This is a genomic window from Streptomyces sp. CLV115 (assembly GCF_038448545.1).
Lineage (GTDB): Bacteria > Actinomycetota > Actinomycetes > Streptomycetales > Streptomycetaceae > Streptomyces > Streptomyces sanglieri.
This window is the reverse complement of the sequence record NZ_JBCEWQ010000015.1, coordinates 1-19,983: the sequence shown is the minus strand read 5'-3', so window position 1 is coordinate 19,983 and position 19,983 is coordinate 1. Positions and strand designations below refer to the sequence as shown.

22 protein-coding genes and 1 pseudogene are annotated in these 19,983 nt (G+C 68.7%); 12 read left to right on the top strand and 11 right to left on the bottom strand.

Translation table 11 applies throughout. The annotated features are described in order from the left end of the window. Nucleotides 1-66: 66 nt before the first annotated feature. Together AADR41_RS08445 and AADR41_RS08440 are read right to left on the bottom strand one after the other, a co-directional pair. Nucleotides 67-774, bottom strand: coding sequence for a B3/B4 domain-containing protein (locus AADR41_RS08445; RefSeq protein WP_342280686.1), 708 nt, complete (start codon nt 772-774; stop codon nt 67-69). Between the two features lie 41 nt (nt 775-815). Beyond that, nucleotides 816-1,652 (bottom strand): EamA family transporter, encoded by an 837-nt coding sequence (locus tag AADR41_RS08440; RefSeq protein WP_342280685.1) that lies wholly within the window; start codon nt 1,650-1,652, stop codon nt 816-818. Nucleotides 1,653-1,767: 115 nt separating this feature from the next. On the opposite strand from AADR41_RS08440, the gene AADR41_RS08435 reads away from it, so the two are divergent. Next, entirely contained in the window at nt 1,768-2,352 is a 585-nt protein-coding gene (locus tag AADR41_RS08435) for a helix-turn-helix domain-containing protein (RefSeq protein WP_342280684.1), read from the top strand. 156 nt (nt 2,353-2,508) lie between these two features. Here the strand turns inward: AADR41_RS08435 and AADR41_RS08430 are convergent, their stop codons facing one another. The 4 genes from AADR41_RS08430 to AADR41_RS08415 form a co-directional block, all read right to left on the bottom strand. Next, nucleotides 2,509-3,033 (bottom strand): hypothetical protein, encoded by a 525-nt coding sequence (locus tag AADR41_RS08430; RefSeq protein ID WP_342280683.1) that lies wholly within the window; start codon nt 3,031-3,033, stop codon nt 2,509-2,511. Between the two features lie 224 nt (nt 3,034-3,257). Next, complete coding sequence (locus AADR41_RS08425; RefSeq protein ID WP_342280682.1) at nt 3,258-4,361, bottom strand: hypothetical protein; 1,104 nt, start codon at nt 4,359-4,361, stop codon at nt 3,258-3,260. 249 nt (nt 4,362-4,610) lie between these two features. Further along, nucleotides 4,611-5,141 carry an NUDIX domain-containing protein gene (locus AADR41_RS08420; protein WP_342280681.1) on the bottom strand — a complete coding sequence of 177 codons (531 nt, stop codon included), beginning with the start codon at nt 5,139-5,141 and terminating at the stop codon, nt 4,611-4,613. A 1-nt stretch (nt 5,142) separates the two neighbouring features. Continuing rightward, on the bottom strand, nt 5,143-6,498 hold the full coding sequence (locus AADR41_RS08415; protein WP_342280680.1) for a tetratricopeptide repeat protein: 1,356 nt from the start codon (nt 6,496-6,498) through the stop codon (nt 5,143-5,145). Nucleotides 6,499-6,700: 202 nt separating this feature from the next. Here AADR41_RS08415 and AADR41_RS08410 point away from each other — a divergent pair, with 202 nt between their 5' ends. The 6 genes and pseudogenes from AADR41_RS08410 to AADR41_RS08385 form a co-directional block, all read left to right on the top strand. Then, entirely contained in the window at nt 6,701-7,450 is a 750-nt protein-coding gene (locus AADR41_RS08410; RefSeq protein WP_342280679.1) for a hypothetical protein, read from the top strand. A 77-nt stretch (nt 7,451-7,527) separates the two neighbouring features. After that, nucleotides 7,528-8,439: an aminoglycoside phosphotransferase family protein gene (locus AADR41_RS08405; protein ID WP_342280678.1), complete on the top strand. Its 912-nt coding sequence runs from the start codon at nt 7,528-7,530 to the stop codon at nt 8,437-8,439. A 1-nt stretch (nt 8,440) separates the two neighbouring features. Further along, on the top strand, nt 8,441-9,133 hold the full coding sequence (locus AADR41_RS08400; RefSeq protein WP_342280677.1) for a class I SAM-dependent methyltransferase: 693 nt from the start codon (nt 8,441-8,443) through the stop codon (nt 9,131-9,133). Between the two features lie 35 nt (nt 9,134-9,168). Then, complete coding sequence (locus tag AADR41_RS08395; RefSeq protein WP_342280676.1) at nt 9,169-9,714, top strand: HAD domain-containing protein; 546 nt, start codon at nt 9,169-9,171, stop codon at nt 9,712-9,714. A 254-nt stretch (nt 9,715-9,968) separates the two neighbouring features. Beyond that, nucleotides 9,969-11,270, top strand: coding sequence for a hypothetical protein (locus AADR41_RS08390; protein ID WP_342280675.1), 1,302 nt, complete (start codon nt 9,969-9,971; stop codon nt 11,268-11,270). A gap of 166 nt (nt 11,271-11,436) precedes the next feature. Further along, nucleotides 11,437-11,580: pseudogene (locus AADR41_RS08385) on the top strand (tyrosine-type recombinase/integrase); the annotation flags it as partial. Nucleotides 11,581-11,587: 7 nt separating this feature from the next. Here AADR41_RS08385 and sodN read toward each other — a convergent pair. Then, nucleotides 11,588-11,983: a superoxide dismutase, Ni gene (sodN, locus tag AADR41_RS08380; protein WP_093899557.1), complete on the bottom strand. Its 396-nt coding sequence runs from the start codon at nt 11,981-11,983 to the stop codon at nt 11,588-11,590. Between the two features lie 179 nt (nt 11,984-12,162). Between sodN and sodX the strand changes: the two genes are divergently transcribed. Continuing rightward, the gene (gene sodX / locus AADR41_RS08375; protein ID WP_342280674.1) at nt 12,163-12,621 is read left to right on the top strand and encodes a nickel-type superoxide dismutase maturation protease; all 459 of its coding nucleotides are present in this window, start codon (nt 12,163-12,165) and stop codon (nt 12,619-12,621) included. On the opposite strand, the gene AADR41_RS08370 is transcribed toward sodX, so the two are convergent. After that, complete coding sequence (locus AADR41_RS08370) at nt 12,525-13,154, bottom strand: CGNR zinc finger domain-containing protein (RefSeq protein ID WP_342280673.1); 630 nt, start codon at nt 13,152-13,154, stop codon at nt 12,525-12,527. The two genes, sodX and AADR41_RS08370, sit on opposite strands and share 97 nt — an antisense overlap. An 89-nt stretch (nt 13,155-13,243) precedes the next feature. Here AADR41_RS08370 and AADR41_RS08365 point away from each other — a divergent pair, with 89 nt between their 5' ends. The 3 genes from AADR41_RS08365 to AADR41_RS08355 all read left to right on the top strand — a co-directional run bounded on the left by AADR41_RS08365 (nt 13,244) and on the right by AADR41_RS08355 (nt 15,468). Continuing rightward, nucleotides 13,244-14,005, top strand: a complete 762-nt coding sequence (locus AADR41_RS08365; protein ID WP_342280672.1) for a class I SAM-dependent methyltransferase — start codon at nt 13,244-13,246, stop codon at nt 14,003-14,005. A gap of 216 nt (nt 14,006-14,221) precedes the next feature. Next, a complete protein-coding gene (locus tag AADR41_RS08360; protein ID WP_342280671.1) occupies nt 14,222-14,710 on the top strand; it encodes a SigE family RNA polymerase sigma factor in 489 nt (162 codons plus the stop codon). Continuing rightward, complete coding sequence (locus tag AADR41_RS08355; protein WP_342280670.1) at nt 14,707-15,468, top strand: hypothetical protein; 762 nt, start codon at nt 14,707-14,709, stop codon at nt 15,466-15,468. The genes AADR41_RS08360 and AADR41_RS08355 overlap by 4 nt, the downstream gene beginning before the upstream one ends. Nucleotides 15,469-15,556: 88 nt before the next feature. Here AADR41_RS08355 and AADR41_RS08350 read toward each other — a convergent pair whose 3' ends face one another. Genes AADR41_RS08350 through AADR41_RS08340 form a run of 3 tightly spaced genes read right to left on the bottom strand, consistent with a single transcriptional unit; the run spans nt 15,557 to nt 18,242 of the window. Beyond that, complete coding sequence (locus tag AADR41_RS08350) at nt 15,557-16,318, bottom strand: amino acid ABC transporter ATP-binding protein (RefSeq protein ID WP_342280669.1); 762 nt, start codon at nt 16,316-16,318, stop codon at nt 15,557-15,559. Next, entirely contained in the window at nt 16,315-17,265 is a 951-nt protein-coding gene (locus tag AADR41_RS08345; protein ID WP_342280668.1) for an amino acid ABC transporter permease, read from the bottom strand. Before AADR41_RS08345 ends, AADR41_RS08350 begins: the two co-directional genes overlap by 4 nt. A 29-nt stretch (nt 17,266-17,294) precedes the next feature. After that, nucleotides 17,295-18,242, bottom strand: a complete 948-nt coding sequence (locus AADR41_RS08340; RefSeq protein WP_342280667.1) for an ABC transporter substrate-binding protein — start codon at nt 18,240-18,242, stop codon at nt 17,295-17,297. 522 nt (nt 18,243-18,764) lie between these two features. On the opposite strand from AADR41_RS08340, the gene AADR41_RS08335 reads away from it, so the two are divergent. Beyond that, the gene (locus AADR41_RS08335) at nt 18,765-19,976 is read left to right on the top strand and encodes an NAD(P)-dependent malic enzyme (protein ID WP_259928693.1); all 1,212 of its coding nucleotides are present in this window, start codon (nt 18,765-18,767) and stop codon (nt 19,974-19,976) included. Nucleotides 19,977-19,983 lie beyond the last annotated feature (7 nt).

Sequence of the window (19,983 nt, the reverse complement as noted above, 5' to 3'; positions counted from 1 at the left end):
CTCAGCCGATTCCACCGACCACACCGACCACACCGACCACAACAACTCCATCGATTCCGGTGAGTCTCAGATATCGGCCTTGGGGTCCGCCGGACCGAGGTATCGCACGGCGGTCCGTTCGGCATGCGGACCGAGCAGCCCCCGCAGCTCCTCCGCCGCGTCCCTGACGAGGTCGCCGTCGTGGTCGGCGCGGAGGGTTTCGAGTACGAAGACGACGCGGTCGGAGTCCTCGGTGACCCGGGTGCGGTGGGCGTCGCGGTGGTTCCAGTGCCGGGTCAGGACCCCGGTGGCGTCCGCGTAGACGATCTCGCCGGGCTTGGGGTTCTCCACGGTGCCGGGCTCGCCGAGCGGGGTGAACTCCTCGCCGCCGTCCGCGTACCGGATGTCGACGTCACCGTCGACGTGGGCCAGGTCGAAGGCCCCGGCGGGCAGACCGTGACGGACGGAGACGGCGTTGTAGGAGTCGACGGCCGGGTTGATGCGGGGCAGGGTGCCCCGCTTGGCGAAGCGGCGGCCGAGCGCGTCGACGCTGGGCCGGATGCGGCGCGGGTTGGTACCGAAGGAACGGTAGGCGGTGTGCCACGCCTCGATGCGCGGGTCGGTCTCGTTGGCGGGCTGCCAGACACCGTCGGCGAGCCGCTGCTCCAGATCCTCCAGGGCGGCGGCGGTGTCGGGCCAGGGCTCGCGGCCGCGCAGGCCGGTGGCGGTGACCAGGGCGATGAGGGCGCCGGGGAAGGCGTCGGTGACGGCGGGGGCGATGCGGAAGGCGGGCATGGGAGGAGTTTCCGTTTCTCGGGTACGCGGGTGCTTCGGGATCAGGTCAGGGCAAGGAGGCCGACGGCGACGGCGGCGGTGCCCAGGCCGACGAGCTGGCCGCGGTGGATGCGCTCGGCGAGCACCCCGCGGGCGAGCAGGACCGTGCCGGCCGGGTAGAGCGCCGTTATCACTGCGACGACGGTCAGGTCCCCGCTGCGGGCGGCGAGCAGGAACATCAGGTTCGCCAGCGAGTCCAGGACACCTGCGGCGGCCGACATCGCGTAGGCGGGCCGCTCGGAGCCGAGCCTGCGGTACAGCAGCCCGGCGGCGGCCAGGGTGACGGTGGAGGAGACCGCCCGGCCGATGATCAGCGGAGCCACGCCGCTGTCGGAGGGCGCCTGGTGCAGGAAGATCAGCTGGAGGGCTATGGCGGCGCCCGCGCCGAGGGCCAGCAGCAGCGCGGTACGGGACGGGCGCGCGGACCCGGCGCCGTGCCCGGCGCTGACCAGTACCACCGCGAACAGCGCCAGGGGCAGGCCCACCAGCCCGGCGGCCCCCAGATGCTCGCCCTGGAGCAGCCCCACGCCGACCGGCAGCGCGGCGGAGACCAGCGCGGTCACCGGCGAGAGCACGTTCATCGGGCCGATCGCCAGGGTGCGGTAGAGCAGCGCGAACGCGGCGGCGGAGACGACCCCCGACGCCGCACCCCAGCCGAGGGCGCCGACGCTGAACGAGGCCCCGAGCACCGGCCACAGCAGCAGCTCGACCGCGAGCGAGGCCGGGGCGGCGATCATCACGGTACGCAGAACGTGGGCCTTGCGGGCACCGAGACCGCCGAGGAAGTCGGCGCACCCGTATGCGAGTGAGCTGCCCAGAGCCAGAAGCAGAGCGATCACGGCACATCCCTTACCATCATTGGAACGACCGCACCGTACAACGGATCGACCGGTCGGTGTCAACCAAACGACCGCACGGTTCAATCCAGTAGTCCGTGGCGGGGATGGAGATCAGATGGCCGAGACGGCCGCAGCCCTGCGGACGGTCGCCCACAACGTCAGGGCGGCCCGGACCCGCGCGGGCCTTTCCCTGGACGAGCTCGGCCGGCGCGCCCAGGTCAGCAAGGGGGCCCTGGTGGCGCTGGAGAGAGCCCAGGGCAACCCCAACCTGGCCACCCTGGTCCGGCTGGCCGACACCCTCGGCATCTCGGTCTCCGCGCTGATGCAGGGCCCGTCCGAAGGCCGCGTCCGTGTCGTGGCCGCCGAATCCGTCACGCCCCTGTGGACCGGAGCGCGGGGCGGCGAGGCCCGGCTCATGCTCACGACCTCGGGCCCGGCCCCGGTGGAGATCTGGCGCTGGCGACTGGAACCGGGCGAGGAATACCCCAGCCACCCCCACCAGGCCGGGGTCACCGAGACCATCAGCGTCACCGCCGGCCGGATGACCCTGATCGTCGACGGCACGGAGCACCCCGTCGAGGCCGGACAGACCGCCACTTTCGACGGCGACCTGTCCCACACGTACCGCGGCTCCGGCTCCGGCACCTGCCACCTGATCATGACGGTCCACCTGCCGTCGGGCCCCAACCCTGCAGCCTGATCGAACGCGACGCGACAGCCGGTTCAGGCGCGTGCCGCTCCGCCGCGGCGCCCCAACGGCAGATGTGCTCGCTGGGATGGGTCCGGGCGGAGACGATGGTGTGATCGAGCAGCTCGTGGAGGTGCTGCGGGTACGCCGCGCGTGCGGTGGGAAGGTTCAGCAGGACCCGAAGACGGGTCTGCGGATCGGTGCTCCGGGCAAAGACCCGCATCGATTCCTCCAGCCATGAATCCACCACGTCCCGACACTCGTCCAGGGCGGGATCACGGCTTCCGCTCGGCTCGTACGCCGGAGACCGGTCCGCGCTGAGCGGCAGTGGGCGCAGTACCAGGCCCGCACGGCCCCCGCCCGTTCGGCGTCCGAGCCCGTCCGCAGGCGGTCGACCAGCGCCGCCAGCACCCTGCGGCGTCCGAACACGTAGAGCGCCGGCTCGACGAACCAGCGGCAGAAGCTCGGAACCGTCCCCGGCGCCGCCATCAGCGCGGCGAAGGCCTCCTTGGGCAGCACGACACGTTCGAGCAGCGGCTTTCGCACCGCATGGGCCAGGTACCGGGCACGCCGCTCCTCCGGCTCTTCCGGCACCGGGGCGGTGTTCTCGATGCCGAGCAACCGCGCCACCTCCGCCGCGCAGGCCAGGAATGAGCGGGCTTCCGTACTGCTTCGGTCTTCTTCAACAGCCACCGCAGAATTCTGAACCGCCCGCGACCTGACCGGCAGACACGGAAAAGCCCGCACCCGGACCGCCACGGGCGCCGGGTTCGGCGGCCTGCGGGCCGGGTGCGGGTGGGGAGACCGAGCGGTCGAAACGAGTGCCGGTCAAGGAAGCGTGACCGAGGGTCAGGCCTTCTTGGTCTCTAGCAGTGTCCCGGATCGGTGACCTGCGGCAATGTTCCTTCACGGCGCACTTAATTTCGCTCCCACTCATCGAGAAGCATTGCCAAACGCGTTGTGTGCTCGCAGAGCTCTTGGCCCAGCGTAGTGAAGTCGTGCGCCGGGTAATATTCCTCGACCAGCCCGTAATACGGCAAGGTCAAAGACAGCCGGGGTGTAACCCGTTCCTCGGGGGTGTAGTGAACGAGCGTGTTACGGAAGCCTCGCCCCTCTGCGTGCAGGACAGTGGCGCTCGACTTATGACTCAGGATGGCGTTCAAGAGGACTAGGGATCTGCTGTTCAGTTTGCTGCTGTACTCGGCCTTAAGTTCAGTGAGACTTGAGAGCACGTGGTAAAGCGTAATGAACCTGAGTTTGAGCATGGTTTCGGCCGAAGCGGCTGTCCGGTCAGCCGACAGCATTACGTCGAGAAAGTTAAGCGAGCATTGAAATGCAGATAGTGATGCCGTTAGTTCATCTGACAGGGCCGGATCGAAGAGGCGCTTGAAGTATCGCTCAGACCGCCGGTCCCTGCTCTTGAGCTCTCCGAATCTCATGGTTGTCATGAACGACGGTCCGTGCCACGGCAGTAACTCGGTTGCCTGGTCCACATAGCGCGCTTGGGACTCGGCCACGGTCATGAGAGCGCGGCCGATGGCAGGGATGTCGGACGTAGCAATGGTGGGGATGCCCATGAAGAAACTGGCCACCTGATTTGTCGTTACTAGCCGACCTCTGTACCGCCACTCACCAAGGTCGGTTTCCAGCACTCTGGCCGGTGGAAACCAGGTGTTGTTGAGGAACCTCTTTCGACCGGCGGAGATGATCGCTGCGAAGTCACCGAGGACGCCGGAGTGGCCAACCTTGGATCCATCGAACAGCTTGACGCTGTGTCGCGCTTTCTCGATCACGGCTTCGTTGTTGTAAGCCAAGAGCGCTGCTCGCTGCGGGTCGATGACCTTTAGGGTCCTATGCGACTCGTAGATGAAGAGCGAGAGGTAGTTATTCATGCAGAATGCCGGAATGGCCGAGTTTTTCTGGTCTGCAAGTATGCTCCCGAGGAAGCGGCGAGCGAACATGAGGTCGCTTTCGAGGAGCTTGGTGGCTATAACGTTCTTAAGGCTGGCACTCGTGCTCATTCAAGGTCCTTTTGGCGATACTTGTTGATCGGGTTGGGCTGCCCGCTAGTTGGTTCGCGGATGAACCTAAATCGGCTGCGAGGAGCAGGTGTCCAAACCGTGTATCCGCCGTTTCGGCTGACTGTTTTGAGCCACTGGGGGGGCTGGGGTAGCGCGCGGTGACGGACCACTGTGTGTCGCCGTCTCTCACGAAACGTCCAGTTTGAACCTTTTATCTCAAGCTCCACCCGGGCGCACGAACTGGACTTCCTATCCCCATCCGTCGAGAGACACTTCCGGGCCATCTGCGAGGTAATGGTGTAGGGCGCTGGAGGTTGTTCCCACGAAGGCGTCAGGGATGGCGTCGGCGTCGACCCAGCGAACCTGGGAGTGCTTGTGAGGTTCGCGGTTTTCGGGTTCGCCGGTCCATTCGTGGGTGGCGAACACGACCGTGAGGAATCCATTGGGGGACTCAACGCCCCAGGCTCCGTGAATGACGTGCGCGACCTTGAGGGACTCGGGCTTCACCGTGAGGCCGGTCTCCTCGTAGAGCTCGCGGACTGCCGTCTCGGTGATGGGCTCGCCCGGTTCGCTCTTGCCGACGGGCAGGTCCCACATCCCTTGGGCGAACTTCGCATTCTCGCTGCGCTGGAGAAGCACGACGCGGTTGGTGGCCTTGTCGTAGACGATGACGGCCGCAACCAGCAGCGTCATCGAGTCGAGCGCCGGATCGAGGGCTGGAGGGCGATTGTCGGTCTGCTGAGCCACGGGGTTCCCTTCGTCGGGCGGGTTGTTGGGCATGTTAGGCGAGGGCCTCGCGGGCTCGGCGGGCGAGATCTGTGGCTCCGGGGACGCGGCGACGCTGGTAGATCGCGAGCGTCGAGCGGATCGAGGTGATCGCCTTACGGGTGCGGTCGGAGGTCATGCCCTCCATGAGGACCAGGGCCTGGGTCCAGGCCGCGACCGCTTCGTCCGCTCGGGCCTGGGAGGCGAGGCTGTCGCCGAGGTCGGCGTGGGTGAGGGCGTGGACGCGCTTGTACTTCTCCGGGTCCCAGCGGGTGAGGGCGTCGCGGTGCTGCTGTTCTGTTCCGATGTGGTCGGCGAGGTCGGTCAGGGTGCGTGCGGTGTGGCTGGCCACGGTGCCAGCGGCGGGGCCGCTGACGCGGGAGAAGCTGGGCTGGGGACCGTCCTTGCGCAGGAGGGCGTCTTCGGCGGCGAGGAGAGCACGCGCGGCCAATGGGTTCTCGCCGACCGCTGCGTAGGCGCGGGCGTGCGTGATGTGGAGGAGCGCTTCCGTCTGACCGTCGACGTGGCCGAGGCCGCGGGCGAGCGCGCCTTTGACGAGGTCCACGCAGTGGTGGGGTTGCTTGAGGCTGAGGGACTGATGGGCGAGGGCGCGCATCATCCAGGCGGCATGGCCGTGGGGGTCGGCTTCGCAGGCGAGCTGGTAGCCGACCTGGTAGTAGCGCTGGGCGGCGCCTTCGTGGCCGAGGTCGTGGTGCTTCCACCCTGCGAGGTAGGCGAGTTCGGCGACGGCGCCGAAGGCGGCCTGGCGTAGAACTTCTGTGGCAAAGCGGCCGCGCAGCATGGGGGCTGCTGTGTCGGCGAGGTACGCGGTGACTGTGGTCAGGCCGTGCCCGCCGCCGAGCCGTTCGTCGGCGGCGCTGAAGGCTGCCGTGATCTGTCGTACGACGTCGATGTCGTCGCTGCCGACGAGGGAGCGGGCGGTGCGGGCGCGGAGCATCCGCGAGGTGGCTTCGTGGTCGTGGAGGAGCGGCATGGCCACGCCGGCCGTGGTGAAGGCGGCGATGGCGAGGAAGCGGCGGCGCTCGACGTCCGCGCGGCCGAGATCGGTGACCGCGGTGACGGGGTCGGTGTCCGGTGGCGACTCCGTGTCGGGTGAGTGGAGGCCGAGCTCGGTTCGGGTGACGACGCGGCCCAGCCGCCGTGAGAGGGCTTCGGCGAGGTACTGGCCTGCCTGGCCGGACGGCGTGCGGGCACCGCCCACCCAGTGGGAGATGGCCGACTTGTTGGTCTGGAGCAGTTCGCCGTTCTCGGCAGCGATGCGGCGTACGTCCTTGGCGAGCGCGTCGTACGTGCACCCGGCGGCGTTGATCGTGTCGCGCAGGCGGGAGTTGGCGCTGGTCGGTGTCGGCACGATCGCCTCCGCTCCGGATCCGTAAACCGTGTATACCGCTTGACCTCGGTCACACCGTACCCACTCTGCGTAGCGGGCGGTTCACTTGTCGACAGCCGCCCCACTCACGGCATCGCCGGCCGGGCGGCTCCCAAGTTCCGTACGCACTAACGGGTTCGGGCATTCCTATGCCTCGGCCCGGACGATCAGAGACGGAGACACGGTGACCACCATCGACACCGCGACCATCACGGTCGAGCTGCCCGACGCTTTCGACCCGCGCTGGAATCGCCTGCCCGGCATCCAGGTGGACGGCCGGCGTATCACCATCGATCCGGCCGAGTATTTCTTCCGCTTCGAGTCCAGCACCTGGCTCGTCGCCGACTGGGAGTTGGTGAAGGCTCAGCTCCTGGACGTGGACGAGACGACCGAGAGCGCGGTGGAGCAGCTCGCGCTCGACTTCATCAAGAACCGCGGCGAGTCCACCTCCGACGCGGCCCGCGTGCTGGCCACCGCGTACGAGGTGTACGCGCACCTGTTCCGGGAGGAGCACCTCGCTGGCCTCGGTCTGCCGCAGATCACCGCCGACCACCTGCGGATGCTCCGCGAGGCGGCCACGCTGATGGCGCTCAACAAGGTCGAGCTGGACGGGCACATCTCCAACGTCGGCCCGTGCTGGTTCTTCCCCGCCGCCACCTCCGTCGTCTTCGACCTGGATGACGAGATGGGCGGGATGCTCGACGAGGTCTACCACGGTGGCTGGTTCAACGAGCACCGCCGGATCGAGTCCATCAAGGCCCACGCGGCGCTCGGCGGCCGACTCGTGCACGGCTGCCAGTCCGTGCCGGACCAGTCCGGCGGCGTCGTCGCGCCCTACGGTGCCTCGATGGCCAACTTCCGTGACGACCTGGCCGAGTTCAAGGCGGGCTGGATCGAGCAGGTCTACGCCCACCGCGTGACCACAGCCGAGTAACCCTGCCCCCAGTGCGGCTCCGGGGCGGGCCAGCTCGCGCGCCCGCCCCGGAGCCCACCAGCCCCCTGGAGACCCCCATGGCCCAGAGCCCGTCCGCCACCCTGCTGAACGACCTGTGCGCTCTCGTCGGCAAGCCCCTCCCCGAACGCACCGAGATTCGCGTCTGGGGCATGTCCGGCGTCGAACGCGTCACCTTCCCCGACAGCACCACGGCCGTCTTCAAATACGCCAAGGAACCCTTCGACCGCGAGGCCCAGGCCCTGCGATTGGCCTACCAGCGACGGCTCCCGGCCCCCGCGCTCCACGCAACCGCCGTGCAGGACAAGTGGCTCGGGATGCTCATGGACGACCTCGGCACCCCCGTACGGGACGCAGACGACCTCGACGGCGTCGCCGCCGCCGTCATGCTCCACGCTGCACGCCCGGCAGGCGGTCTGCCCCTCCTCGACGGAGCGGGCCTCGCAGCCCTGCCCGACCGATCCCTCGATCACCTCCAGCGGCTGCGGAAGGCCGACCGATGGACGGACTGCGACGACATCGAGATCGCCCTGAGGAAGATCTCCGCAGCGGCCGAGGCCCGTGTCCAGGGTGCAACACTCGACCCGTTCGGATGGGTCCACTCCGAGTTCCACCCCACGAGCGTCCACATCGGGGAGAACGGCTGGCACCTTCTCGACTTCGCACGCGCCTTCACCGGACCCTGCTTGATCGACCTCGCTTCGTACCACGGCACCACCGACGTACCGAGCCCCTTCCGCATGCGGGTGTTCCTGGAGCAGTACGTCACCGCAGGCGGTCATGAAGACGCCCTCGCCTCCCGAGGGGGCCTCGCCGCAGAGGCATGGGCCCTTGGCTGGCACCGCATGTGGGCCGTGGAGTGGTTCATGGAGCAGTCCATCCGCTGGATCAACGACCCGGCCACCGACCCCGCCTACGCCAAGGTCGTCCGCCGCCACCTCACCGACGTCCTCCACCTCCTGGAGACCTGACGTGCTCACCCAGGCATCTCCCTGGCACGCCCACGCTCTCCAACGCACCGCCGCCGGACTCGCCGAACCCCTCTCCGTACCCGCACGGATGGAATGGACCACGAGACCCGGCCAAGGGCCCGGCGCCGAGATCCTCGGCCCCGACCTGCGCGGCAAGCGACTCCTGGAACTCGGCTGCGGCCCCGGCCACAACGCCGCCCACCTCGCCACCCGCCACAGCGCCCACGTCACCGGCATCGACCTGGTCGGCCTCCAGGTCCGCCGCGCCCGCTCCCACTACGGACGGCTGAACAACCTCACCTTCGTCGCCGGCCACGCCCTGCACTACCTGCACGCCTCCACCGAGCAGTTCGACGCGATCTACTCCGTCTTCGGAGCCATCGGCCTCGTCGCCCCCGAGCATTTGCTCCCGGCCATCGCCCAACGCCTCACCCCCGGACGAGTGCTCGCCTTCTCCGTCCCGCACCCGCAGCGCGGCGGCCGCAGCCCGTCGGGCGACGACCGGCCTCGCCGCGACCACGTCACTCTTCCCGACCGCACCCAGCTCCCCATCGCCCGCTGGGAGTTCGACACCGACCGCTGGGAGAAGCACCTCAGCCAGGCCGGCTTCCGGCTCACCTCGGCCCACGAGTTCCACGACCCTCGCATGGGCTACCTGCCCACCACCCTGCTGATCCGCGCCCGCAAGCTCTGACCAGCCATTTGCCCCGGCTTCCCCTGGAGGAACCGATGCGCCCGCCCTACCTGCTCCTCGACATCGACGGCGTCCTCATACCCTTCCCCAACGCGGACGGCTCGACCCCGCCCACCCACGCCCGCCACGACGTCCTCCCCACCGGCCGGAGCGCCGACAACCCGGTCACCGTCTGGCTCGACCCTGCCCACGGCCCCATGCTCATGGACGTGATCCGCACCGGCCTGGTCACCCCGGTCTGGTGCACCAGCTGGCGCCAGGACGCCACTGCCCTCATCGGCCCGCTCCTCGGCCTTCCAACCCTGCCGTACGTCAATCTCCCGCGTCCGCAGATCACCACCAGCCACCCCAACGGCTACCTGTGGAAGCGCGACCACGTCGACGCCTGGCTGGGCGACGCCCCCGCCGTCTGGATCGACGACGACTTCACTGATCTCGACCATGCCTGGGCGGAGGAGCGCACCGCCCGCGGAACAGCGACCCTCCTCGTGCAGCCCGACCCACACCTCGGGCTGCAGCCCGACCAACTGACCGAGGTGACGAAGTGGGTCGCGCAGTTACCGGCGGCCGGTGCCGCCTGACGACTGATGTCCTCGCCGCCACCAGCAGCGAGGGCGCCAGAGAGCATTGTGTGAGCGTGAGCCGTCTGCAGTCCGTGGCACGCATCGGCCCCGCTGATGTCGGAGTCGGCTGGGACACTTCGGCCGTGATCAACGAGCTGACCCCAGCCCTTCTTCCTGATTCTCCCGCAGGCTCCCTGCCCCCCAGAGCACAGGCAGAACTCGCCGACACCGCGTGGGGAGAGCTGCCGCACGTCTGCACGGGTCGGCACGGCGTGCCTGACACACCGGACATTCTCGCCATGGTGTTCGCCGCCGATCCGGGCCGCCGGGTACGGGCGGTGGGTGATCTGTATCGGCTGCTCCTAAATCAGGAAAAGATGTTTCCGGCGACCGCTCCGGCGGCCCTGGTCCTCGCTCGTCTTCTCGATGATCCGCGTGCCCTCGCCGAAGACCGGTGGGAGCGCAGGGCCGGTCGGCGGTCGCTTCGCGCCGAACTACTGAACTGGCTGGCTTCGTTCGCCGACATCGCCCGCCTGGAGGTCGAGGACGGCGTTGGCAGGGCGCAGGATCTGGCCGCCGCCCGTGCGGCACGGCCAATACTCCACGACCGCATCGCGGATTTCTGCGATGCGGACGATCCCCTGGTGAGGGAGGCCGCACTCGCGGCCACCGCCCTGCTCCTGGCCGACCCCGCCCTCGCCTCGTCCGTACCCCGGTACGCGCCCGCCGTTCGCGAGGTCCTTGCCGTGAGCGCAGACTCGTGCTACCGGTGGATCGCCCGGGAACGGCTGGCAGCCTGGGGCGAGGATGTCACCGGTCTCGTCACTGCCGAGGAGGAGCGCCGCGCGGCCCTGGACCGGGCACACGCTCTGGCGGATGACCCGTTCGGCCAGGACCAGGAGCGGGCGATTCGCTGGCTGGAAGAGCAACCCGAGGACACCGCGGCTCCGGAACGACTCGGCCACCGGCGTGAGGTCCGGACCGCGCCCATACCGGCCGCCCCGCATGAGCCTGCACCCGAGCCGCCCGTGGCCGCCCCGGGGAGCGAGGCGGCGTACTGCGGCCCGTGGCGGATCGCGCGCGAGGAGGAGCGTCCCGAATGGACGTTCACGCCGTATGCAGGAGTCGGCCCATTGCACTTCGGGATGACCTTGGAGGAGATCGCAAGTGCCCTCGGTGAAGGACCGGCCGTCTCGTCCTGCTCCCCTCAGGGCGAAGAACAGCAGCTCAACTACGCCGACTTCACTGAGAGCGGGATCAGGGCCCTCTTCCACGACGGCCGCCTCGGGTGTGTCGCCGTAGACGCACTTGCCGGCCCCCAGGTGAGGCTGGACGCAGCTCCGTTGACCGGCTGCACGCCTTCCCACGTCGAGGACTGGCTCGTCCACCGCACGGCACTGCGGCCCGGCAGCTTGGCGTACAGCCCCGCCGCCGATCCGGTCTTCGTCGACCTCGGCCTGGCGATCCGGCCCCAAAGAGCCGGCGACGTCGTACTGACTCGACCGCTCTTCCTGCTCCATGACTGGCTTGACCTATGGCACTCGCTGCCCAGCGAAGAGTGGAACTGTTCCTGAAGCGTGGATCGCGGGCCGGTCCCACCCGAGTGCGTGGCCGACCGGAGCGACACACCGTCCACTGGAGCGGGTGGGGAATCAACGCGAGCAGCTTCGAGTTCCCGCTGAGTGTTCATTTCGGCCAGGAGGCTTCGGGGTGTGGCCGTCGATTTCGCCTCGGTTGTTCATCACGCTGCGGCTGTACGCGCACCTGTGGTCGGGCAAAGAAGACCGCACCCGGGCCGTCATGGACGCCGTGCTCGGCGGCCTGCGGACCGGGTGCGGACAGGTTGACCGAGCGATCGGCGAATTCGCAGGTCAAGCGGCTTGATCGAAGATCAGGCCTTCTTCGTCTCCCAGAAGATCTTGTCGATCTGGGCGATGTAGTCCAGCGCCTTCTGGCCCGTCGCCGGGTCCGTGGAGGCCTTCGCGGCCGACAGCGCCTTCAGGGCGTCGTTGACCAGCTGGTGCAGCTCCGGGTACTTCTCGAAGTGCGGGGGCTTGAAGTAGTCGCTCCACAGCACCGAGACGTGGTGCTTGGCGAGCTCGGCGCGCTGCTCCTTGATGACCACCGCGCGGGCCCGGAAGTGCGGGTCCTCGTTGGCCTGGTACTTCTCCTGGACGGCCTTGACGGACTCCGCCTCGATGCGGGCCTGGGCCGGGTCGTACACGCCGCAGGGCAGGTCGCAGTGGGCGCTGACCTTCACCTTGGGGGCAAACAGGCGGGAAAGCATTGAGCTGTCCTTCCTCGTGATCGTCTTCTCAGGTGGGACATTACTCCGTGAGAGACGTGTTTTCGTGGGTGCCCCCGTGGGCTTAGGCCAAAAGTCCAGGCGAGGATGGGACCAGTGGCCGAATGTACGCAACGCTGTACGGGACGGTGTACTGGACGGATCGGGGAGGTGCCGGAGAGATGCGGGAGGTGCCGGAGGTGCCTGAGCTGACGCAGGAGCAGCCCGGGCGAGGGCTGGCTGCGCGTGTGCCGTTCCAGGTGGTGGAGGTGACCGGGCCGTCGATGGTGCCCACGCTCCATCACGGGGACTGGCTGCTGGTGCAGTACGGGGCGGCGGTGCGCCCCGGTGACGTGGTGATTCTGCGGCATCCGTTCCAGCAGGACCTGCTGGTGGTCAAGCGGGCGGCCGAACGCCGCCGGGGCGGCTGGTGGGTGCTGGCCGACAACACCTTCGCGGGCGGGGACAGCACGGACTACGGGACGGTGCCCGAGGACTTCGTACTGGCCAGGGTCCGGGCGCGCTACCGGCCGCTGAAGAAGGATCAGCGCTCGGTGCTGGGCGTGCTGACCTGGGCGGTCTCCGCGCTGCGGCCGGTGTCGGCCGCCCGTTCCGTCTCCAGGCGCTTGCGGGCCCGGTAGGCGGCCACATTGGCGCGGGTCGCGCAGCGGTCCGAGCAGTAGCGGCGGGACCGGTTGGTCGAGGTGTCGAGGTAGGCGTTGCGGCACGGCGATGCCTCGCACAGGCCGAGCCGGTCGACCCCGTACGAGGTGAGGTGGAAGGCGAGGCCCATCGTCGCGATGGCGGCGTACCCGGCCGTAGCGTTCGACGGATGGTCGGCCAGGTGCATGTGCCAGTCCGGCTTCCCGTCCTCGTCCCGGGTCTCGTGGCCGGAGATCTGCGGGCTGACCGGGAACTCCAGCAGCAGTGAGTTGAGCAGGTCGACGGCGAGTGTCTCGTCCCCGCCGTCGGCCGCCTCGAAGACCGAACGCAGCCGTGCCCGCACCGACCTGAAGCGGGTCACGTCCGCGTCGGTCGCGCGCCGGGCCGCCTGGCCGTTGGCGCCGAACAGTTCGCGGACCGCCTCCACGGAGGTGAGGGAGTCCTTGTTGCGGGCCGGCTCCTCGGTGTTGACCAGACGCAGGGCGTAGTCCGAGTAATAGGCCAGTTCCACTTGTAGTCCTTACGGCGTCGGTCTATGGTCATTGCAGCGAACGGTGTAATGGGCCTTTTCGGGTCCAGGGTATTACATGGAGGTTCCTGGTGGCTGAGACATCGACAGAAACGGACTGGCGGGCCTGGCAGGAGAGCTGGGACCGGCAGCAGGAGTGGTACATGCCCGACCGCGAGGAGCGGTTCCGGGTGATGCTGGACATGGTCGAGGCCCTGGTGGGACCGCGGCCGAGGGTGCTCGATCTCGCTTGCGGTACGGGAAGTATTACGGACCGGCTGCTCAAGCGGTTCCCGGAAGCCACCAGTACCGGTGTGGATCTCGACCCGGCGCTGCTCGCCATCGCGCGCGGCTACTTCGACGGCGACGAGCGCGTCACCTTCGTCACCGCCGACCTCAAGGACCCTGAATGGGCCGGGCGGTTGCCGTACGACTCCTACGACGCCGTCCTCACCGCCACCGCTCTGCACTGGCTGCACAGCGAACCCCTCACCGCGCTCTACGGGCACATCGGCGGGCTCGTCCGCGACGGCGGGGTGTTCATGAACGCGGACCACATGATCGACACCGGGACGCCCCGGATCAACGCCGCCGAACGCGCCCACCGGCACGCCACCATGGACCGGGCCAAGGCCGCCGGCGCGGTCGACTGGGCCGACTGGTGGGCGCTGGCCGCCAAGGACCCGGTCCTCGCCGGCCCGACCGCCGAGCGGTACGAGATCTACGGCGAGCACGCGGACGGCGACATGCCCCCGGTGCGGTGGCACATCGACACCCTGCGCGAGGCGGGGTTCGAGGAGGCGCGCAGCGTCTGGGCGTCGCCCTCGGACACCCTGGTGCTCGCCGTGAAGTAGGAGTCTCGCCGTGAAGTACGTGAAGTACGTGAAGTAGGAGTCTCGCCGTGAAGCACATGAAGTAGAGGCAGCGGCACGGAGGGAACGACGGGCGGTACGGCCGGTGGCCGTGCCGCCCGTGATTTATTTCCGGCGATGCCGCAACCCGCCGTGCTCCCCACCGCACTGGAAGGGTGAGACGGTCCGCACCCGCGGACCCGGAGAGGGGCGCCGACGATGCGGATCGACGACGATGCCGCGCTGCACGCCTTCGTCGAGAGCAGACGTACCGCGCTGTTCCGCAGCGCGTATCTGCTCTGCGGTGACCGGCACGAGGCCGAGGACCTGGTCCAGACGACCCTGGTCAAAGTAGTGCTCGGCGGGCGGCGGCACGGGCGGCTCGACAACATCGAGGCGTACGCGCGCAAGACGCTGGTCAACACGTTCATCGCGGCCCGCCGCCGGTTCTGGCGGCGGGAGCAGTCGTACGGGGAACTGCCCGACCGGGTGGATCACGTGCCCGACACGGAGACCGGCCTGGCGGTACGGGCGGCACTCGCCCGGCTCACGCCCAGGCAGCGGGCCGTGCTGGTGCTGCGCTACTGGGAGGACCTGAGCGTGGAGGCCACGGCCGAAATGCTCGGGATGCGGGAGAACACGGTGAAGAGCCACGCGGCTCGGGGGCTGGCGGCGCTGCGCGCCGAGATGGCGGAGGAATTGGTATGAACGACGTGCGTGAGCTGCTGGGGCGGGCCGCGGAGGACGCGGGGCAGCCGGACATCTCGACCCGGGCGGTGTACGCCAAGGCGGCCCGGGTGCGAATGCGGCGCCGGGGTGTCGTCTCGGCCGCGGCGTTCGCCGCGGTCGCGGCCGGAGTGGTCGTGGTGCCGGGCCTGTCGTCCGGGGACGAGCAGCAGCAGGAGGCGCAGGTGGCGGCCCCCGTCGAGCTGGTTGGGAACAGCGGCCGGGCCAAGCAGCTGACCGAGGTGCTGCCGAAGGGCGTGGGCAAGATCGAGCAGGTCTCGCTGCCCGTGATCATCAACGGCGAGAAGCACGAGCGGAAGATGGAAGGTCTGTACGGACCGCTGGACGGGCAGTTCTCCGTCCGCAAGGACGGTGGCGTCGGCTACCTCGTCATCGGCTTCATGAAGGGCGGCCCGGGCGGCGCGCAGGGACCGGGCAGCGACCCGTGCGAGCCCGCCGCCGGGCAGCCGGGGCCGGCGGACTGTGTGAACGAGAAGCTCCCGGACGGCAGGGTGCTGACGACCTGGAGCGACGACATGAACATCTCCGACAAGCCCGTGTGGGGGCGGGAGCTCACCGGCCGGCTCGTACTGAAGGACGGCGGGGTGCTGGCCGTCCGGGCCAGCACCGGCCTGCGCAGTGAGCGGGCGCAGGGCCCGCTCCTCAAGAACCCGCCGCTGACCCCCGAACAGCTGCGGACGCTGCTGCTCAGCCCTGAGCTGCTGCCGAAGAAGAAGTAGCGGCCGGGACGAAGCGAAGCGGGGAGGGGGTACGGACGCTCGCGTCCGTACCCCCTCCCCGCTTCGTGATTCCCGAAAGAGCCCGCTGCTACAGCACCTTCGAAAGGAACGACTTCGTCCGGTCGTGCTGCGGGTTGGTCAGCACGTCGCGCGGGTGGCCCGACTCGACCACCACGCCGTCGTCCATGAAGACCAGCGCGTCGCCGACCTCACGGGCGAAGCCCATCTCGTGGGTCACCACGATCATCGTCATGCCGTCCTCGGCGAGGCCGCGCATGACGTCCAGGACGTCGCCGACCAGCTCCGGGTCGAGCGCCGACGTCGGCTCGTCGAAGAGCATCAGCTTCGGCTCCATGGCCAGGGCGCGGGCGATGGCCACCCGCTGCTGCTGGCCGCCGGAGAGCTGGGAGGGGTAGTTCTTCGCCTTGTCACCGAGGCCGACCCGGTCCAGCAGCCGTACGGCGCGGGCCCTCGCGACCGCCTTGGACTCGCGCCTGACCTGGACGGGGGCCTCCATGACGTTCTCGATCGCCGTCATGTGCGGGAAGAGGTTGAAGCGCTGGAAGACCATGCCGATGTCCCGGCGCTTGAGTGCGACCTCGCTGTCCTTGAGCTCGTAGAGCCTGTCGCCCTTCTGGCGGTAGCCCACCAGCTCGCCGTCGACGTACAGCCGCCCGGCGTTGATCTGCTCCAGGTGGTTGATGCACCTCAGGAACGTCGACTTGCCGGAACCGGACGGGCCGATCAGGCAGAAGACCTCCTGCGGGGCGACCTCCAGGTCGATGCCCTTGAGGATGTGCGCGGCGCCGAAGGACTTGTGTACGCCCTCGGCCTTCACCATGGCGGTCATGCCATGCCTCCCTTGGGGCGGCCGAGGGACAGGAGGTTCGCCCTGACCTTCTGGAACGGGGTGGGCGGCAGGCTGCGGCTCGAACCGCGCGCGTAGTACCGCTCCAGGTAGTACTGGCCGACGCTCAGCACCGAGGTCATGATCAAGTACCAGGCCGCGGCCAGGAAGTACATCTCGACCGGGGCACCGGACCCCTGCCCGATGTCCTGGGCGTACTTGAACAGCTCGTAGAACTGCACGGCCGCCACCAGCGACGTGGTCTTGAGCATGTTGATCACTTCGTTGCCCGTCGGCGGCACGATCACCCGCATCGCCTGCGGGATCACGACGCGGCGCAGGGTCTTGCCGTGGCTCATGCCCAGCGCGTGCGACGCCTCGGTCTGGCCCTCGTCGACCGAGAGCAGACCCGCGCGGCAGATCTCGGCCATGTAGGCGGCCTCGTTCAGACCCAGGCCGAGCAGCGCCGTCAGCAGCGGCGTCATGAAGCTCGACCAGTAGTCCTTGTAGATCGGCATCAGGTTGATGTACTCGAACACCAGGCCCAGGTTGAACCAGACGAACAGCTGGACCAGGACCGGGGTGCCGCGGAAGAACCAGATGTAGAACCAGGCGATCGACGAGGTCACCGGGTTCTTCGACAGCCGCATCACGGCCAGCAGGACACCGCCGACGATGCCGATGACCATGGACAGCGCGGTCAGCAGCAGCGTCTGGGTGACGCCCTTGAGGATGCGGTCGTCGAAGAAGTAGTCCGGGACCGCACCCCAGTTGATCTTGCCCTGGCTGAAGGCGTAGACGATCGCGGCCAGTGCCGCGATGGCGATGACGGCCGAGACGTACCGGCCGTAGTGCCGGACCGGAATGGCCCGGATCGTCTCGGGTGCGGACGATGGGGTGCGAGGTATGGGCGGCTGGTCGGCCGGGCCCGTCTTCTCGATGTCAGTCACAGGAAGAACCTTTCAGCGCCGGTGCCTGCTCAGGATCCGCCGTTCAGCTCGGCTTCGGTGACCGCGCCGGCCTCCACGCCCCACTTCGAGATGATCTTGTCGTACTCGCCGTTCTTGATGATCGCGTTCAGGGCCGCCTGGACGGCCTTGGTCAGCTGGTCGTTGCCCTTGGCCACAGCGATGCCGTACGGGGCGGCCTCGACCTGCTCGCCGACGATCTGGAAGTCCTTGCCGCCGCCCGAGGTCTTCACCGCGTACGCGGCCACCGGGAAGTCGGAGGAGCCGGCGTCGGCGCCACCGCTGCGCAGCCGGGTCTGGGCCTCCAGGTCGTTGTCGAAGGTCTCGATCGCGATCGACTTGCCGGCCGGGCACTTCTTCGACTCGGTCTTGGCGAGGTCGTGCGAGACGGTGCCGCGCTGGACGGCGATCTTCTTGCCGCAGAGGTCGGCCCAGTTCTTGATCCCCTGGTCGTCGCCCTTCCGGGTGTAGATCGAGACTCCGGCGCTGAAGTAGTCGACGAAGTCGACGCCCTCGCCCACCTTCTTCTTCGTCTCGGAGTCGATGCCCTCCTGGCGGTCCTTGGTGTCGGTCATCGAGGACATCGCCAGGTCGTAGCGCTTGGAGCGCAGACCGGTGATCAGCGTGTCGAACGTGCCGTTCTGGAACTCGAAGGTCACGCCGAGCTGCTTGCCGAGCGCGGCGCCGATGTCGGGGTCGATGCCGACGGTCCTGCCGGACTTGTCCTTGAACTCGACCGGCGGATACGCGATGTCCGAACCGACCTTGATGACGCCCTTGTCCTTGATTTCCTTGGGCAGGAGGCCGGCGAGCGGGGCCTGGGCCGACGCCGAGTTCCGCGGACCGTTCTTGGTCTGGTCGCCGCAGGCGGCCAGCAGCATCGTGCCGGCGACCGCGATGGCGCAAACCGCTGCGATCCTGGACTTCGCGGCCGTGCGACGAGTGGAGCTTGCGGTCATGATCGGGTTGCCTCCGGCAGGTGAGGGGTGGTGTTGCCAGGCGGTATGGACACACGACTTCGGATGTCGCCCCCCTGTGGGATTAGGGCATCTTGCCACTCGGACTGGCCAAATCTGGGCGCTGATCATGTCAAAATCGGATAACGGGCGATCCCCGAACCTCACGAGGCCGATGCACGGGGCCGGACCATCTGTGGGGGTTCCATCATCACGCCGGAAGATCTGCGGCGCGTCTCGACTGGTGGACGCTTTCGTCGCTTGGCGGACTTGTCCAGATATTCGACTATGAGTCACGTCACCGAACCGATATGGACTCGTCCATGAAGCGGTTCGTCCGGTAAGAAAGACCTTTACACCCCTCATCCGGGGCTCAGGGCGCGTGTGCGGCGCGCCCGCGCGTATGTAGTTCCCCCTGCCGGTGCGGGCCAACCGCCGACGCAGGGAACGTACGCGGTGCCCGCCCACCCCTCCTCAACCAGGAGTGGCCACCCTCAAACGATGAAGACTTAAGGGGTCAACACCATGGCAGCGGAGATCGTCAATCCTCGCAGCGACAGCACCACCGACAGCACCACCGACGAGCCGTTCGATCCGGCCTTCGCTCTTCACCGCGGGGGGAAGATGGCCGTGCAGGCCACCGTTCCCATCCGCGACAAGGACGACCTTTCCCTCGCGTACACGCCCGGCGTCGCCAAGGTGTGCAGCGCCATCGCGGAGAACCCCGAGCTGGTCCACGACTACACCTGGAAGTCGCAGGTCGTCGCGGTCGTGACGGACGGCACCGCGGTCCTCGGCCTCGGTGACATCGGACCCGAGGCCTCCCTCCCGGTGATGGAGGGCAAGGCGATCCTCTTCAAGCAGTTCGGCGGCGTCGACGCGGTGCCGATCGCGCTCGCGACCACCGATGCGGACGAGATCGTCGAGACCGTCGTCCGGCTCGCGCCGTCCTTCGGGGGCGTGAACCTGGAGGACATCTCGGCGCCGCGCTGCTTCGAGATCGAGCGCAAGCTCCAGGAGCGGCTCGACATCCCGGTCTTCCACGACGACCAGCACGGCACCGCCGTCGTGACGCTCGCGGCCCTGCGGAACGCCGCGAAGCTCTCCGGCCGCGAGCTCGGCGACCTGCGCGCCGTCATCTCCGGCGCCGGCGCCGCGGGCGTCGCCATCGCGAAGTTCCTGCTGGAGGCGGGGCTCGGCGATGTCGCCGTGGCCGACCGCAAGGGCATTGTGAGCCGGGACCGCGAGGACCTGACCGAGGTCAAGCGCGAGCTGGCCGAGCTCACCAACCGGGCCGGGATCTCCGGCCCGCTGGAGAGCGCGCTGGCGGGCGCCGACGTCTTCATCGGAGTCTCCGGCGGTACGGTGCCCGAGGCCGCCGTCGCCTCGATGGCACCCGGCGCGTTCGTCTTCGCCATGGCGAACCCGAACCCCGAGGTCCACCCCGACATCGCGCACAAGTACGCGGCCGTCGTGGCGACCGGGCGGTCCGACTACCCGAACCAGATCAACAACGTGCTGGCCTTCCCCGGCATCTTCGCGGGCGCCCTCCAGGTCCGGGCCTCCCGGATCACCGAGGGCATGAAGATCGCCGCGGCGAACGCGCTGGCCGATGTCGTGGGCGAGGAGCTCGCGGCGGACTACGTGATCCCGTCGCCGTTCGACGAGCGGGTGGCGCCTGCGGTCACGGCCGCGGTGGCGGCTGCCGCGCGGGCGGAGGGTGTGGCCCGGCGCTGAGCCGGTG